Source organism: Streptomyces sp. NPDC044002 (assembly GCF_056434525.1).
The window spans coordinates 26124-41284 of record NZ_JBWKEZ010000023.1 but is presented as its reverse complement, the minus strand read 5'-3'; the positions used below and the strand labels follow the sequence as shown (position 1 = coordinate 41284).

Below are 15161 nucleotides of genomic sequence, written 5' to 3'. Positions count from 1 at the left end.
GGTCCCGCGGATCAGACCTTGCCGGAGAAGACGGGCAGGTAGCCGCCGGACTGCCCGGCGGCCGTGGGGTGGTACGACTCGCCGATGTTGGTCCAGTTGACGCTGTGCAGCCAGGCACTGCCGGAGCAGATCTCGTGGCCGGTGAAGGCTCCGACGACCGAGGCGAAGGTGTAGCCGTGGTCGGCGGCGCGCTTGGCGATGGCGGCGTTGAGGTAGTCCGCCGCGCCGTTGATGGCGGTCCGCTCGCCCTCGGTCAGGCCGGCGACGCAGGTGCCGTTCAGCTTGTAGAAGCGGGGATAGCCGAGGACGACGACCCTGGCGGAGGGGGCACGGCCCCGGATCGCGTCGTAGACCTGGTCGAGCTGGCCGGGGAGGGTGGTGTCGACGTACCGCTTGGCCTCGTTGACCCGGTTGACGCAGGTGGATTCGGACTGCAGGACGCAGGTCGTCATCACGTCCGAGAACCCCGCGTCGTTGCCGCCCACGGTGATGCTGACGAGGTCGGTGCCGGAGTTGAGGGGGCCGAGCTGGTTCGAGAGGACGTCGCCGGTGCGGGCGCCCGAACACGCGGTGAAGGAGAAGGTCTGCGGGGAATGGGCGGCGGCCCACAGGGCCGGGTAGGCGCGGCTGGTGCGCTTGCAACTGCCGCTGGAGCTGTCGTAGTTGCCGGCGCCGACGCCGGAGGAGTACGAGTCGCCGAGGGCCACGTAGCCGAAGTCGGCCTGCGCGGCGGACGCCTGGCCGGCGCCGAACAGGGCGGCGCCCGCGGCGAGTAACAGGGAGGAGGTCAAGGCGGCGAAACGCGACATTCTCATGCTCATGTGTGTGCGGCTCCTTGTGGGGGGTTACTACTGAGTCCGTGGTACAAGCAGCCGGGGATGTCTGGAAGTGTTCATGCCAAGGAGGTTCGGGGCGGGAATCTTCACCCCGAGTGGGTTTGAAGAGGGAACCGGGCCACCCGATCCGGCGAAACACGGGTGCACGGGGGCACTTCGTGCCGGATCATGGGCGCCATGCCAGCAGACCCGCATGACGCGCTGCCGATCCGGCTCCATGTCGACGACAGCGACTCACCGTCGGATGTCGTCGACGCGCTGTTCCTCGGCCGGTTCGCGACCGGCGAGCAGCCGTACGCGCAGAGCGTCACGATCGAGCGGGTGAAGGCGGAAGCCACCCTGCTGCCCCCGCGCGCCACCGTGCTCCGCGCGGCCCGCGACACCGACCGCAGCGCCACGCTCGCCGAGGGCGAGGGCTGGACGGTCCTGGTCTCCCGCTGGAGCCGGGGGGCGGACGTGACCGTGACGGCGGTCAGCGACGAACTCGCGGAGAAGGTGCTCGGCGAGGCCACGGAGGGGGCGCGGGACGAGCCCGAACCGCAGCCGGAGAACGTCACGATGGGCTTCTGGTACGTCTCCCCGCGCCGCGGCCCGTACCGCACGACCCGGCAGATCTCCGCGGGCACGTGGGAGGACGTCCGGCCGAACTACACGGCACCGGTGGCGCTGGCGATGGACCGGCTGATGAAGGTCACCCCGGACGACATCGCCGGCCGGCTGCTCCTGCTGCACGGGCCGCCGGGCACCGGCAAGACCTCGGCGCTGCGGACGCTGGCGCGGTCGTGGCGGGACTGGTGCCAGGTGGACTGCGTCCTGGACCCGGAGCGGCTGTTCAACGACGTGGGCTACCTCATGGACATCGCCATCGGCGAGGACGAGGGCACCGCGAAGGGCCGGTGGCGGCTGCTGCTGCTGGAGGACTGCGACGAGCTGATCCGCGGCGAGGCCCGGCACACGGCGGGTCAGGCGCTGTCCCGGCTGCTGAACCTGACGGACGGTCTGCTGGGGCAGGGCCGCAACGTCCTGGTCGGCGTCACGACGAACGAGGACCTCGAACGCCTCCACCCCGCGGTGGTCCGCCCGGGGCGCTGCCTGGCCCGCATCGAGGTCGGCCGGCTGACCCACCGGGAGGCGGTGGACTGGCTCGGCACGGACGAGGGCGTCTCCCGCGAGGGCGCCACCCTGGCCGAACTCTTCGCCCTCCGGCGGGGGACGGGGCCGGCGGCCGTGCTGCCGGCGCAGCCGTCGTCGGAGGCGGGCCTGTACCTGTAACTCCTCCCGGGCGCGGATACCGCTGCGCGGGCCACTCCCCGCCCCACCCTTCGCCCGTTCCCTGGGGGCTCCGCCCCCAGACCCCCGCGTCCCAAACGCCGGCGGGGCTATAAATAGCCCCGCCGGCGTTTGAGGCGACGGGCGCGCAGCGCCCGTACGGGGTCAGGGGCGGAGCCCCTGGGAACGGTGGAAGGGCGGGTAGGGGCCCCGGCCCCGCGCAGCGGCCCACCCGCCCGCACCCGACCCACCGGCCCCAGCCACGCGAACCGACCCCGCCCCACGTCCGCCGGCCGGAGGCCGGCGCAGCGGCGCGAAGCCGGCAAGGCGCCCCGGCGCCGCACCGCGCAAGCGGCGCGTCAAGAACGGCCGGCGTAGCGGGCGCGGACGGCTTCCGTCGCGGCCGCCACGGCTTCCACCTCCGTGAGGCCCAGCCGGTGCGCACGGTCCGCGAACGCCTGCGCGGCGGCAGCCGCCTCCCGCGAGGAGCCCTCCGCCGCCGCGACGAACGTCCCGTTCCGGCCGCGCGTCTCGATCAGCCCGTCGGCCTCCAGCGCCCGGTACGCCTTCGCGACGGTGTTCGCGGCCAGCCCCAGTTCCTCCGCCAGCCCCCGCACGGTCGGCAGCTTGTAGCCCGCCGGCAGCGCTCCCGACCGGGCCCGGTCCGCGATCTGCGCGCGCAGCTGTTCGTACGGGGCGGCCGAGCCGGCCGAGCCGTCGATCCTGATCCTGAGGTTGGTCGAGGTCACGGGCCGATTCTCCCCCATCCGGCGGGTAATTCGCAGGCGCCGCAGGGATCTCCGCCCGTAACGTCCGCCCCATGACCATCCTTGTCCGCGGCGTCCGCCCCGAAGACATCCCGGCCGCCGAGGCCGTCGTACGGATCCGCCGTGCGGCGCTGCCCTTCATGATCAGCACCCCCTCGGGCGTAGCCCATGAACTCACCTCCGCCCACCCGGAGAAGCACTACCTGCTGCTCCTGGCCGAGACCCCCGGCGGACGTCCCGTCGGCACCGCGCAGGCCGGGCTCGCGTACGACAGCCCGCAGCCGGGGCTGTCCTTCGTGAACGTGCACGTCGACCCAGCGCACCAGGGCCTCGGCGCGGGGACCGCGCTGCTGCGCGCCGCCGAGGAGCACCTGGTGGCGCGGGGCGCGGTGGACGCGTACGCCTGGGTGCTGGACGGGCCCGCGCACCGGGGCTTCGCCGAGCGGCACGGCTACCGTCCCAGCCGCAGCGCGCACTTCCTGCGGCTGGACCTGGCGGCGGGCGCCCTGCCGCCGCTCCCGGGGGAGCTGCCCGCAGGGGTGGAGCTGCGGCCCGGGTCGGCCTTCGCCGCCGATCCGCGCCCGCTGTACGAGGCCGACGCCGAGGTGACGGCCGACGAGCCGGGCGACGTGCCGATCGAGCTGGACGACTACGAGGACTGGCTGGACACCGTCTGGCACCAGCCGACCCTGGACCACGAGCTGACGACGGTCGTCCTCGTCGACGGGGCCGTGGCGGCCTTCACCGCGGCGCGGACGGACGGCGCGACCCGCTACGGCACGGCGATGACCGGCACCCGGCGTGCCTTCCGCGGCCGCGGGCTGGCCAAGCTCGCCAAGACCGACTCGCTGCACCGGGCCCGCGCGGCCGGGTACACCGAGGCCTTCACCGGCAACGATGCCGGGAACGGCCCGATGCTCGCGATCAACGCGTGGTTCGGGTACGAGACCTGCGCGACCGAGACGCGCTTCACCAAGCAGCTGGGAGCCGCCCGATGACCGGGACCTGGACCGTGACCCTGACCAAGGCCGGCCGCACCAAGATCAGCTACCCGGCGGTCCGGCTGGCCGACGACGGGGACCGGATCTCGGTGCGCGCGCCCTGGGCGGCCGAGGGGGTGAAGGACTTCGGGTTCGTCCGCTTCGAGCCCGGGGACGTGTTCGTGGAGCACTTCTGGCGGACGCGCTGGTTCGCGGTCAAGGAGGTGTGGACCGGGGAGGGCGTCCTCAAGGGCTGGTACTGCGACGTGACGCGGCCCGCCGTGGTCCGCGGCGGCGAGATCGTGGTCGACGACCTGGACCTCGACCTGTGGGTGTCCGCGGACGGGAAGTCCGTACTGCGGCTGGACGAGGACGAGTTCGCGGCGAGCGGGCTGGCCGCGGGCGACCCGGAGGCGGCGGCCCGGGCCGTGCGGGCGCTGGACTGGCTGGAGGAGCGGGCCCGCACGCCGGAGGGGCTCGCCGGACTCCTCGGGCAGGGGTCGGGCGGGGGTTCCTGTGGGCCCGCTTAGGCCTTCCTTAAAGGGACCCTAAGGATCCCCTCGCGGGGCCGCATCCGGGCCGGACCGGCTTTTCCGCGGGCTAGCTTGGCGGGGCCAGACAGGGCCGCCGGCCGGTTCCGCTGGCGCTCCCCCGCCTTGCGCCCGAAGGAGATCCACCCATGCCCGCACGCCGTTCCCGCACCGCCGTCCGTATCGCCGCCGCCGGTCTGGCCCCGCTCGCGGTGGCCGCGTACGCCGCCGGGCCGGCGGCCGCCCACGGTTCGATGACGGACCCGGTCAGCCGGGTGGCGGCGTGCTACGCGGAGGGTCCCGAGGCCCCGAAGTCGGCGGCGTGCAAGGCGGCCGTCGCGGCGGCCGGGCCGCAGGCGTTCTACGACTGGAACGGGGTGAACATCGCCAACGCGGCCGGGCAGCACAAGTCTCTGATCCCGGACGGCCAGCTGTGCTCGGCGGGCAACGCCAAGTACAAGGGGCTGGACCTGGCCCGCGCCGACTGGCCGGCCTCCCCGATGACGGCCGGCGCACACACCTTCCGCTACAAGGGGACCGCCCCGCACAAGGGCTCCTTCGAGCTGTACGTGACGAAGGACGGCTACGACCCCTCGAAGCCGCTGAAGTGGTCCGACCTGGAGCCGGCTCCGTTCGCGAAGGCCACCGACCCGGGCATGCAGAACGGCGACTACGTCTTCGGCGGCACGGTCCCGAAGAAGACCGGCCGCCACCTGATCTTCAGCATCTGGCAGCGCTCGGACAGCCCGGAGGCGTTCTACACCTGCTCGGACGTGGTCTTCGGCAAGGACGGCGGCAGCAGCAGCGGTACGGCGCCCGGTACCGGGACCGCTCCGAGCGCGAAGCCGTCCGCCGGCTCCTCCGCCAAGCCCGTGGAGCCGCCCAAGGCGCCGACGGACCAGCAGATCTCCGACGGCTCGGGCAAGTCCACGATCGAGCACAACGGCCACGGGGACAACGACCCGAAGACGAACGGCCGTGCGGCCGCCTCCCCGGTCGCCGCCGCCCCGGTCTCCGGCGGGTCCTCCGCCGCGCCCTCGCCGGCCGGCGCCGGTGCCGGCACCGGCGGGGACCTCGCCGCGACCGGCGGCAGCTCCGCGACCCCGCTGATCGCCGTCGCCGGGGCCGGGGCGCTCGCCGCCGGTGCGGCGGTGCTGTTCGCCATGGCCCGCCGCCGGGCGACGGCGACGGCCGGCCGGCACGGGCGCTAGGGTCGGCGGGACGATCCGGCGAGGGGCGGCCGCCCCCGCCCCGACCGGAGGACCGCGGAACCCCTGATGAACGCCCTCGACAGCACCGCCCGGGAAGACGGCACCGCCTGGGAAGCCGCACTGGTACGCCTCCTGGACGACGTCTACACCTTCGCCCGGAGCGGCCCCCGGCTGCGCGGGGACTGGGCCGAGGACGTCCTCGCCGTCATGGCGCGGGCGGTCGCCGACCCGCGGGGCTGGGCCTCCCTGGAATGGCGGATGGACGGCGCCGTGCGGGAGGCCGGCCATCCCTTCCACCCGTTCCGCGCGATGGCCGCCGAGGAGGTTCGCGGCGGGCTCCGGCCGGTCCCGGCCGGAGCCGCCGTCGAACTGCTCGCCTCGCTCGCGCAGGAGTGGTTCTTCGAGGCGTCCCCGGTCCGGACCCGGGAGGACCGCGACGCGGTGCTCGCGGACGCCCGGACCGTGCTGGACCGGTTCGGCCCCGATGCGGCGTTCTGGACCTCCTCCGACCTCGCCCGCGGCTGCGACGCGCCCGACTTCCTGGCGCGGGACCTCGAAGGCGGGCGGCCCTTCACCGGCTACCTGATGGATCTCGGCCTGGTCGCGGTGTCCGCGGACGAGGTCGGCGTCTTCTGGTCGTTCAACGCTCTGTGAGGACGGTCCGCGCCCGGTCTCAGTCGAAGACCGAGGCGCAGGTGGTGCGTTCGGCGTGCGCCGGGTCGAGGGCGTTGAGCGCCTCGTGCCAGGCGATCCGGTCGGTCAGGCCGATGGCCACGTGCTCCGAGAGGTCCAGCGGGCACAGGTCCTGGAGTACGACGTTGCGCACGTCCGGCCCGTCCAGGAAGGCGCTCCGGTAGGGGGTGACCACCTCGTCGTACTTGGTGGCGATGACCGTGTACTTCACCCCGGGGACGGTGTCGCCGCCCGCGTTCAGCTTCTGCTGGAAGGCGGAGCCGGCGATCTGGTCGGCGAGTCCGGGGGTGGCGGTGCTGATCAGGTCCTCGGCTCCGGGGAAGTACGGGAGCAGCTGGGTGAGTCCGGACAGGGTGGTGCCGTGGTTGTCGGGGGCGAGGCCGACGAGGGCGTTGACCTTGGCGGCGCCGCCGAGGAACTTGAGGTAGTAGCGGGGCATCATGCCGCCCTGGGAGTGGCCGACCAGGTCGGCCTTGGCGGCGCCGGTGGAGGCGAGGACCTTGTCGACGAAGGCGTCGAGCTGGCCGGCGGACTTGTCGATGGGCCCGAGGCCGTTGAAGAAGGGCACGCCGGGCAGCTGGCCGTAGTCGAGCGAGTAGACGCAGTAGCCGCGGTGGACCAGGTAGGGGGCGAATCCGAGCCAGTTGTCGACGGAGTTCCCGAAGGTGCCGTGGACCAGGACGACGGGCCGGGGATGGGCGGCGGACGGCTTGCAGGACCAGTTGTTCCAGCCGCTGCTGGGGGCTGACGCGGCCTGTGCGGCGCCGGTGGGGGCGACGAGGGCGGCTGCGGTGAGGGCGAGGACGGCCAGCGGGCGGAGCAGGCGTCTCCAGGGCAGCATCGTGTGATCTCCTTGCGGGTCAAGGGGAATGCGTGGGGGTTCGTCCCGTGATCCGGATCACAAGGGGGGCTGCTGTGGCTAAATTACGGTCCAGTAGCAAAACTTGGAAGTTACGCGCGGGTAAAAACTGGTGTGTCGACCCTTCCTCCAGTCCCGCTCAGGAACAATGGACGCCCCCGCACACGGACTTGAGGTGAACCCGCACCATGCAGAGGGCCCCCGGAGCCGGTACCGCCCTGGCCGCCCCGCCCCGGCTGGCGGCCGATCCACTGGTCGCCGCCGTCACGGACGCCGCCGTACGCGTACTGGCGCCGGAGGCGGAGCGGACCGCCGTGGACGGGGTGCCGCGCACGCACCTGGACGCGCTCGCCGCCGCCGGCGCCTACGGGCTGATCGGATACGAACCGGACCCCGCCGAGGGGCTGACGGCCCGCCAGGTGTTCCGGGAGGTGCACGAGGTACTGGCGGCGGTGGACCCCTCGACCTGGTTCGTGTGGACCCAGCACGTCCCGCTGGCCAAGGCCCTGCAGCAGGCGTCCGGCCCAGCCGGGGACGCCCTGCGCGAGGGCCGGCTGCCGGACCTCGCCTCCGGGAAGACGCGCGCCACCGCCGGCTTCGCCTTCCTGCGCCATCCGCGCCCGCCCGTCACCGCCCGCCGGGTCCCGGGCGGCTGGCGGCTCGACGGGCGGATGCCCTGGGTGACCGGGTGGGACCTGGCCGACACCGTGTTCGCCGGCGCGGTCGGCCCGTCCGACGAGGCGGTCCTCGCCCTGGTCGACCGCACCGACAGCGGCCTGGGCTCCGTCCCGGGAGCCCCCCTGTGGGCGATGGGCGGCACGCACACCGCCACCGTCGAACTGCGCGACGTCCGCGTACCCGACGAGCGGGTGGTCGGGCTGCTGCCGAGGGCCGACTGGATCCGCGCCTACGACCTGGAGAACGCCGACGCGCAGCCCGCCGTCTTCGGCCAGCTGCGCGCCACCGCCGCCTTCCTCCTCCAGTCACCCCCGTACGAGGACCTCGGCCTGCACCTCGCCGAGCGCACCGCCCGGCTGCGCGCCGAGGCCTACGCCCTGCGCGACGAGGTCCCGCGCGGGGAGCGCACCGGCGACCGCCTCACCCTGCGGGCCGCCGCCCTGGACCTGGCCGTCCGGGCGGCGGCGACCTGCGTGGCGGTGGCGGGCGGCCGGGCGGTCCAGTACGGGCACACCGCCGGCCGGCTCTCCCGCGAGGCCCAGTTCCACCTGATCCAGGCCCAGACCACCCCGCTGCGCGCGGAGACGGCCCGGCTGATGCTGGACGGCGTCTGAGGCCCGCCGCACCGGCCCCGCGACCGACGCGGGGCGGACCGTGCCGGGGCCGAACCGGGCGTTGGCGCGGTCGATGGCGGCCTCCACCGTCAGCCGGGATTCGCGGACCGGGTCCAGCGTGAGCTGGCGGGCCACGCCCTCCGCGGCCGTGAGGTCCTCCGCGCGCAGCACCATCCCGGTCAGCCGGGCCCGTTGCAGGCCGGCCGCGTCCATCAGGCGGTACGCGAGGGTGCGCAGGTCCTCGTCGTGGGCGGAGGGCTCCGCCAGCCGCCGGGACCTCTCCCACCGGGTGCCGCCCGCGAACTGCAGGGTCAGGGACAGGGACCGGGCGGCCTGGCGGCGTCCGCGCAGGGTGGCGCCGAGCCGGACCACGAGGCCGAGCAGCTCGGCCCGGGCGTGCGGGCCGTCCAGCTCCTGGCGGGTGAACCCGGTGCGGGCGGCGGCCGAGGAGGGCAGGTCGCGCGGGGTGACCGGGCGCGGGTCGATCCCGCGGGCCCGCTCGGCCGCGAGCCGGCCGGCCCGTTTGCCGAGGATCCGCTCGACGACCCCGGGCGGGACGTGGGTGAGCGCCCCGACGGTGTGCAGCCCGTACCGGCGCAGCGCCTCGGCCTGCCGGGAGCCGAGCCCGTACAGCTCCTCCACCGGGAGGGGGTCCAGGAAGCCGGCCACCGCCTCCCCGGGCACGGCCAGGACCCCGCCGGGCCCGGGGATCCGGGCGGAGGCCATGGACGCCACCGCCCAGGTGGCGGCGACCCCGATCCGGACGTCGGTGCCCAGCCGGGCCACCGCGCGCAGCCGGACCACCTCGGCGATGCGGTCGGGGCCGGCGCCGAAGTACCGCTGGGCGCCGCGGACCTGGACCAGCGCGGCGCGCGGCGGCAGGGCCTGGACCAGCGGGGAGAACTCGCGCAGCAGCTCCAGCACCTCGCGGTAGCCCTCCCCGGACAGGGCGGGGGCGCAGCGGACGTGCAGCACGCCGGCCGTCTTCGCGGGGCCCGGCAGGTCAGGGCCCGGCAGGGCGGGGCTCGGCAGGGCGGTGCTCATCCCGCGCTCCCCGGGCTGGAGTGCCACAGCTTGCGGCCGGTGGCGGCGCGTTCCCCGGGCGGCTGGAGGTCGGCCCAGGGGTTCATCTCGTAGCCGGTGGGGAGGTGGATGCGGCGGGCCGTGCCGGCCGCGCCCCCGGTGCCGTCCCCGGTGCCGTCCCCGGCGAGGGGTTCGGCGAGCCGGGCCGTGACCGCCTCCAGGCCGCTGTGCGCGCGCAGTTCGGCCAGCTCGGCGAGGTTCCAGGCGGCGGCCCCGACCACGCTCAGGCTCTGCGGGCCGCGCCGCTGCACGACTCCCCGTACGAGCAGCAGGAAGGAGTGGAAGACGGTGTGCGCGCAGGCCTCCTGGCTGTCGTCGAAGAAGGCCAGGTCGACCAGGCCGGTGCCGTCGTCGAGGGTGGTGAAGATGACGCGGCGGCCGGAGCGGATCGGCGGGGTCTGGGTGGCCGCCTTGGCGCCCGCGACGAGGACGGTCCGCCCGTGCCCGGTGTCCCGCAGGCGGGCGGCCGGGGTCACGCCCAGCTCGGCGAGGAAGGCGTGGTGGTCGTTCATCAGGTGGCGGGAGGCGTCCATGCCGAGGACGCCGAGTTCGGTGCTGAGCCGTTCGGCGTCGGTCAGGTCGGGCAGTCCGACGGGAGCGGTGGACCGGCCGCCGCCGAGGGGCAGTTGGGCCGCACCCCTGGCACCGGCGGCGCGCTGGGCGCCGTGCAGTTCCGTCAAGTGCAGCAGCAGGTCGCGGCGGTTGGCGCCGAACGCGTCCAACGCCCCGACCTGGGCCAGCCGTTCGGCGACCGGTCGGCCCGGGTGGGCGCGGTCCCAGAAGTCGCGCAGGGAGGCGTACGGCTGTCCGTCCTCGATCCGGCGGGCCTCGGCCCCGCTGATGCCGTGGACGTCGGACAGGGCGAGCCGGAGCCCCCAGCGCCCGGGCTCCTGCCGGTCCGGCCCGTCGGACACCAGTTCGATGTGGTGGGCGACCGCCGAGCGGTTCACGTCCAGCGGCAGCACCGGCACGCCCCGCCGCCGGGCGTCCGCCAGCAGCAGCCGCTTCGGGTACATCCCGGGATCGTGGGTGAGCAGCCCCGCGTAGAAGGCCGCCGGGTGGTGGGCCTTGAGCCACGCCGACTGGTAGGTGGGCACGGCGAAGGCCACGGCGTGCGCCTTGCAGAAGCCGTAGCTGCCGAAGGCCTCGACGATCTCCCAGGTCCGGGCGACCACCTCGGGCGCGTAGCCGCGCCCGGCGGCCGTCGCCGCGAACCAGGCCCTGATCCGGCCCTGGGAGTCCGGGTCGGAGAGCCCGCGCCGCACCCGGTCGGCCTCGTCGCGGCCGCAGCCGGTCATGACGTGCACGATCTCGATGATCTGCTCGTGGAAGACCACCACCCCGTACGTCTCGCGCAGCGCGTCGGCCAGGTCCGGGTGCGGGAAGCGGACCGGGGCCCGCCCGTGCCGGGCCTCGATGAAGGGACGCACCATGTCGGCGGCGACGGGGCCGGGCCGGAAGAGGGAGATGTCGACGACCAGGTCGTGGAAGGAGTCGGGCTGGAGCCGGCCCACCAGGTCGCGCTGGCCGGGGGACTCGATCTGGAAGCAGCCCAGCGTCTCGGCGGAGCGGATCAGTTCGTACGTCGGCCCGTCGCCCGGGGGCACCTGCGCGGGGTCGTCGAGGTCGAGGTCGAGGCCCGTCGCCCGCTTGAGCTCGGTGACCGCGTGCGCCATCGCGGACTGCATGCGCACGCCCAGCACGTCGAGTTTGAGCAGCCCGAGGTCCTCCACGTCGTCCTTGTCGAACTGGGACATGGGGAAGCCCTCGCCGCTGGTGGGGACCACCGGGGTGCGGGCGAGCAGCGAGGCGTCGGAGAGCAGCACCCCGCACGGGTGCATGGCGGTCCCGCGCGGCAGCGCGTCGAGCGCCTCGACGAGGTCCCACAGCCGCCCGTGCTCCTGCGCCCGCCCCTCGCGCACCTCGCGGAGTTCGGGCAGTTCGGCCAGGGCCGCGCGGGCGTCGCGGGCCCGGATGTGCGGGAAGGCCTTGGCGAGCCGGTCGACGGCGGCCGGGTCCATGGACAGGGCGGCGCCGACGTCGCGGACGGCGTGGCGGACCCGGTAGGTCTCGGGCATGGCGACGGTGGCGACGCGCTCGGCGCCGAAGCGGCCGATGATCCGGCGGTAGACCTCCAGCCTGCGGGCGGATTCCACGTCGATGTCGATGTCGGGCAGCACGCGGCGGCGCTTGGACAGGAAGCGCTCCATCAGCAGGCCGTGCTCGACGGGGTCGGCGTGCGCGATGCCGAGGAGGTGGTTGACGAGGGAGCCCGCGCCGGAGCCGCGCGCGGCCACCCGGATGCCCATCTCCCGTACGTCGTCCACGACCTGGGCGACCGTCAGGAAGTAGGAGGCGTAGCCGTGGTGGGCGATGACGTCGAGCTCCTCCTCCATCCGGTCCCAGTACGCGCGCCGCCCGGCGTAGCCGCGCAGCACCATGCCGGCCGAGGCGCGGGAGGCGAGCACCCGCTGGGCGGTGCGGTGGGCGGCGCCGACGAGGCGGGCCTCGGGGAAGTGCACGGAGCCGATGCCGAGGTCGTCCTCGGGGTCCACGGAGCAGGCCTCGGCGGTCTCCCGGGTGCGGGCGAGCAGCCGGCGGGCGTCGGCGGCGCGCAGTCCGGCCGCCTCGGCGATCCGCTCGGCCGCCTCGGTCATGGCGGCGGGGTCCTTGAGCCACCGCTCGCCGCTGTCGCGGCTGCCGCGGGGGCCGAGGGGGACGAGCCTGCGGGCGGCGTCGAGGACGTCGGCCACGGGGCCCTGGCCGGGGTCGGCGTACCGGACGGCGTTGGTCAGCACGGCCGTGACGCCCTGCTCGGCGGCGAAGCCGACGGTACGGGCGGCCAGGCGCAGCGAGCCGGGGCCGGTGCCGGTGCGGCCGTGGTGGACGGCCTCCAGGCGCAGGGCGTCTCCGTAGACGTCCCGCCAGGGCGCGAGCAGCCGCGCGGCCCGGTCGGGGCGTCCGGCGGCGAGCGCCCGCCCCACCTCGGACCCGGGCCCGAGCAGCACGAACACCCCTTCCCCGCGCAACGCCCCCCACGACAGCCCGTGGCCCGCGGCGGCGGAACCCGGCCCCGCGAACCGGCCGGCGGCGTCGAACCCGTCCGGCACCACGAGCCCGTCGCCGCCGAAGCCGCCACCGGCACCCACGAACCCGTCGCCGCCGGAGCCGCCCGGTACCAGGATCCCGCCGGAGCCCTCGGCCCGTGCGGTCCCGCCGGCTCCGCGGAGAACCCCGTCGCCGGCCGGCCCGCCCGCGCCGAAGCCGGCGCCGGCGCCCGCGGCCCACGCGGCCCCGGCGCGCCCCTCCCCGGAGCCGGCGCCCCCGGCCCGTGCGGCCCGGCCCGCGCCGAGGAGGGCCCCGTCGGCCCCGCCCGCCCACCCGGCCGCGCCGGAACCGGGGACCGGGCCGGAGTCACCGGTCCCGCCCCCCTCCCCCCGCCCGGCCAGGGCGAAGGCGGCGGTGACCATCCGGCACAGTTCCGCCCAGCCGGCGGCCCCGTCCCGGGCCAGGAAGAGGGCGCGCGGGGCGGATTCGTCCACGAAGGCCCCGCCCCTGACGGGGGTGCGCCTGCGGTACGAGGCCTCGCCGGCCGGACCGGAGCCGGCCCGCCCGCCGGGCGACCCCGCAGGGGAGGCGGCAGGGGGCACGGCCAGGTCCACCCCGAACAGCGGCCGGATCCCGGCCGCGGCGGCCGCCTTCGCGAACCGCACCGCGCCCGCGAGGCTGTCGCGGTCGGTGAGGGCGAGGGCGTCCATGCCCCGCTCGGCGGCTCGTTCCGCCAGCCGCTCCGGGTGCGAGGCCCCGTACCGCACGGAGAACCCCGAAACGGTGTGCAGATGCGTAAAACCAGGCACCCGCGGCCTCCTGCTTCGCTCGACCTTCAACCTCCCCCTTCTCCACCATAGAGCAATTCGAATACCCGTGCGAAACACTTGTTCGATCATCCATTCGGGCCTCCCCTGCTGCGCCGGACCCCCGGCGCGCCGAGCGTGGGCACCATGACCCACCCCGCCAAGAGCAGCGGTTTCCTCGCCGAGATCAAGGACGCCGTGACCGCCCGGGCAGCCCTGCTGGTCGTGGGAGTACTGGCCCTCCAGCTGGCGTTCATCACCTCCTACATCGGGGCCTTCCACCACCCGGAGCCCAGCAGGATCCCGATCGCGGTGGCCGCCCCCGCCGAGGCCGTCGCCGCGCAGACGGCGAAGGCGCTCGACGCCCTGCCCGGCGGGCCGCTCGACCCGCGCGCGGTCGAGGACGAGGCGACGGCGCTCGCGCAGATCCGGAACCGGGACGTGGACGGCGCCCTGGTCGTCGACCCGGCCGGCACCACCGACCGGCTGCTGGTCGCGAGCGGCTCCGGGGCCTCGCTCTCCCAGGCCCTGGAGCAGATCGTCGGCCTGGCCGAGAAGGCGCGGGGCCGCACGGTCCGGGTCGTCGACGTGGCCCCCGCCGACCGGGGCGACAGCCGCGGCCTGAGCTCCTTCTACCTGGTGGTCGGCTGGTGCGTGGGCGGCTACCTGTGCGCCGCGATCCTCGCGATCAGCGCCGGCGCCCGGCCCGCCAACATGCACCGCGCGGTCATCCGGCTCGGTGCGCTGCTCCTGTACTCGATCGCCGCCGGGCTGCTCGGCACGGTCATCGCCGGCCCGGTGCTGGGCGCGCTGCCCGGCCCGCTCATGGCCCTGTGGGGGCTGGGCACCCTGGTGGTCTTCGCCGTCGGCGCGCTCACCCTGGCCCTCCAGGGGGTCGCCGGCGTGGTCGGCATCGGCCTGGCGATCCTGGTGGTCGTGGTGTTCGGCAACCCGAGCGCCGGCGGCGCCTACCCGTACCCGCTGCTGCCGCCGTTCTGGCGGGCGATCGGCCCGGCCCTGCCGCCGGGCGCCGGTACGTACGCCGCGCGTTCCCTCGCGTACTTCAAGGGCAACGGCGCGGCCGGCCCCATGCTGGTGCTGGCCGCCTGGGCGGTGGCCGGCTCCGTGATCACCCTGGCCTGCGCGGTCATGCGCCGCGGCCGCCCCGGCGCCGCGGTGGGCAGCGGCCTCCCCGACGACGCCCCGTCCGTCCCCCGCTCCACCGGGGCGGCGGACCCGCGCTGAGCGGCCCGCAACTGGTACCGATCCCGGCACCGAGGCCCCGGAACGGGTCAGGGCAGGGTCAGGTCAGACCGTGGCCGCGCAGACGACCTCGCCCGCCACCACCGTCTCCGCCACCGTGCCCGGGATCGGCTCCGGGGCGATGCGCAGGATGCCGCGGGACAGGGCCACGAACTCGGCCACCTTGCCCGCCGTGAGGGAACCGCGTTCCTCCAGCCTCCAGGGCGAGGGTGCCGACGACGACGGTGTTGAGGATGGTTTGACGCTCTCCCCCGTGAACGGGGGGAGATTCCCACCGTGCCGCCGCTGCATCCAGCACGTGCGTGGTGGTTCCTGCTTCATCACCCACTGCCCGGCATGCCGGGTCTTACACGGGCTCCACAGGCGTTTTACGTGTCCGGGCGCCCCTCGGCCACGATGCTCCGCCCCTTGCGGCGAATGTTCGGTTCGGCGTTCTCGTCCCGGGGGGGGGGGGGGGGGGGGGGGGGGGGGGGGGAAACAGAGAGCAGAGCCTCTCCTCTCCCCTGGGCCCCCGCGCCAGCGGA

At 75.3% G+C, this 15161-nt stretch carries 11 protein-coding genes; 6 read left to right on the top strand and 5 right to left on the bottom strand.

Features of this window, described 5'->3' with window-relative positions:
- Window positions 1-11: 11 nt before the first annotated feature.
- Window positions 12-815, bottom strand: coding sequence for an SGNH/GDSL hydrolase family protein (locus tag AC07A6_RS18885; RefSeq protein ID WP_478777811.1), 804 nt, complete (start codon window positions 813-815; stop codon window positions 12-14).
- A 198-nt stretch (window positions 816-1013) separates the two neighbouring features.
- On the opposite strand from AC07A6_RS18885, the gene AC07A6_RS18880 reads away from it, so the two are divergent.
- Window positions 1014-2108 (top strand): DUF5925 domain-containing protein, encoded by a 1095-nt coding sequence (locus tag AC07A6_RS18880; RefSeq protein WP_386272350.1) that lies wholly within the window; start codon window positions 1014-1016, stop codon window positions 2106-2108.
- A 356-nt stretch (window positions 2109-2464) separates the two neighbouring features.
- Here AC07A6_RS18880 and AC07A6_RS18875 read toward each other — a convergent pair whose 3' ends face one another.
- Window positions 2465-2854, bottom strand: coding sequence for a GntR family transcriptional regulator (locus AC07A6_RS18875; RefSeq protein WP_478777781.1), 390 nt, complete (start codon window positions 2852-2854; stop codon window positions 2465-2467).
- Between the two features lie 71 nt (window positions 2855-2925).
- Between AC07A6_RS18875 and AC07A6_RS18870 the strand changes: the two genes are divergently transcribed.
- The 4 genes from AC07A6_RS18870 (at window position 2926) to AC07A6_RS18855 (ending at window position 6247) form a co-directional block, all read left to right on the top strand.
- Window positions 2926-3870 carry an N-acetyltransferase family protein gene (locus AC07A6_RS18870; RefSeq protein WP_478777780.1) on the top strand — a complete coding sequence of 315 codons (945 nt, stop codon included), beginning with the start codon at window positions 2926-2928 and terminating at the stop codon, window positions 3868-3870.
- Window positions 3867-4382: a ribonuclease FAU-1 family protein gene (locus AC07A6_RS18865; protein WP_362468692.1), complete on the top strand. Its 516-nt coding sequence runs from the start codon at window positions 3867-3869 to the stop codon at window positions 4380-4382. The genes AC07A6_RS18870 and AC07A6_RS18865 overlap by 4 nt, the downstream gene beginning before the upstream one ends.
- A 149-nt stretch (window positions 4383-4531) precedes the next feature.
- Window positions 4532-5593 carry a lytic polysaccharide monooxygenase auxiliary activity family 9 protein gene (locus AC07A6_RS18860; RefSeq protein WP_478777779.1) on the top strand — a complete coding sequence of 354 codons (1062 nt, stop codon included), beginning with the start codon at window positions 4532-4534 and terminating at the stop codon, window positions 5591-5593.
- A 66-nt stretch (window positions 5594-5659) separates the two neighbouring features.
- Window positions 5660-6247 carry a hypothetical protein gene (locus AC07A6_RS18855; RefSeq protein WP_478777778.1) on the top strand — a complete coding sequence of 196 codons (588 nt, stop codon included), beginning with the start codon at window positions 5660-5662 and terminating at the stop codon, window positions 6245-6247.
- Between the two features lie 19 nt (window positions 6248-6266).
- On the opposite strand, the gene AC07A6_RS18850 is transcribed toward AC07A6_RS18855, so the two are convergent.
- From AC07A6_RS18850 to AC07A6_RS18840, 3 genes are all read right to left on the bottom strand, one after another.
- A complete protein-coding gene (locus AC07A6_RS18850; RefSeq protein WP_125816293.1) occupies window positions 6267-7127 on the bottom strand; it encodes an esterase/lipase family protein in 861 nt (286 codons plus the stop codon).
- 1001 nt (window positions 7128-8128) lie between these two features.
- Window positions 8129-9481, bottom strand: a complete 1353-nt coding sequence (locus tag AC07A6_RS18845; RefSeq protein ID WP_478777777.1) for a DNA polymerase Y family protein — start codon at window positions 9479-9481, stop codon at window positions 8129-8131.
- Complete coding sequence (locus tag AC07A6_RS18840; RefSeq protein WP_478777776.1) at window positions 9478-13377, bottom strand: DNA polymerase III subunit alpha; 3900 nt, start codon at window positions 13375-13377, stop codon at window positions 9478-9480. The genes AC07A6_RS18845 and AC07A6_RS18840 overlap by 4 nt, the downstream gene beginning before the upstream one ends.
- Before the next feature lie 144 nt (window positions 13378-13521).
- Between AC07A6_RS18840 and AC07A6_RS18835 the strand changes: the two genes are divergently transcribed.
- Window positions 13522-14619, top strand: a complete 1098-nt coding sequence (locus tag AC07A6_RS18835; RefSeq protein WP_478777775.1) for a DUF3533 domain-containing protein — start codon at window positions 13522-13524, stop codon at window positions 14617-14619.
- Window positions 14620-15161 lie beyond the last annotated feature (542 nt).

Coding starts and splice junctions, on each gene's coding strand:
- AC07A6_RS18885 (WP_478777811.1), bottom strand. CDS start 815: ATGAGAATGTCGCGTTTCGCCGCCTTGACCTCCTCCCTGTTACTCGCC.
- AC07A6_RS18880 (WP_386272350.1), top strand. CDS start 1,014: ATGCCAGCAGACCCGCATGACGCGCTGCCGATCCGGCTCCATGTCGAC.
- AC07A6_RS18870 (WP_478777780.1), top strand. CDS start 2,926: ATGACCATCCTTGTCCGCGGCGTCCGCCCCGAAGACATCCCGGCCGCC.
- AC07A6_RS18865 (WP_362468692.1), top strand. CDS start 3,867: ATGACCGGGACCTGGACCGTGACCCTGACCAAGGCCGGCCGCACCAAG.
- AC07A6_RS18860 (WP_478777779.1), top strand. CDS start 4,532: ATGCCCGCACGCCGTTCCCGCACCGCCGTCCGTATCGCCGCCGCCGGT.
- AC07A6_RS18855 (WP_478777778.1), top strand. CDS start 5,660: ATGAACGCCCTCGACAGCACCGCCCGGGAAGACGGCACCGCCTGGGAA.
- AC07A6_RS18850 (WP_125816293.1), bottom strand. CDS start 7,127: ATGCTGCCCTGGAGACGCCTGCTCCGCCCGCTGGCCGTCCTCGCCCTC.
- AC07A6_RS18845 (WP_478777777.1), bottom strand. CDS start 9,481: ATGAGCACCGCCCTGCCGAGCCCCGCCCTGCCGGGCCCTGACCTGCCG.
- AC07A6_RS18835 (WP_478777775.1), top strand. CDS start 13,522: ATGACCCACCCCGCCAAGAGCAGCGGTTTCCTCGCCGAGATCAAGGAC.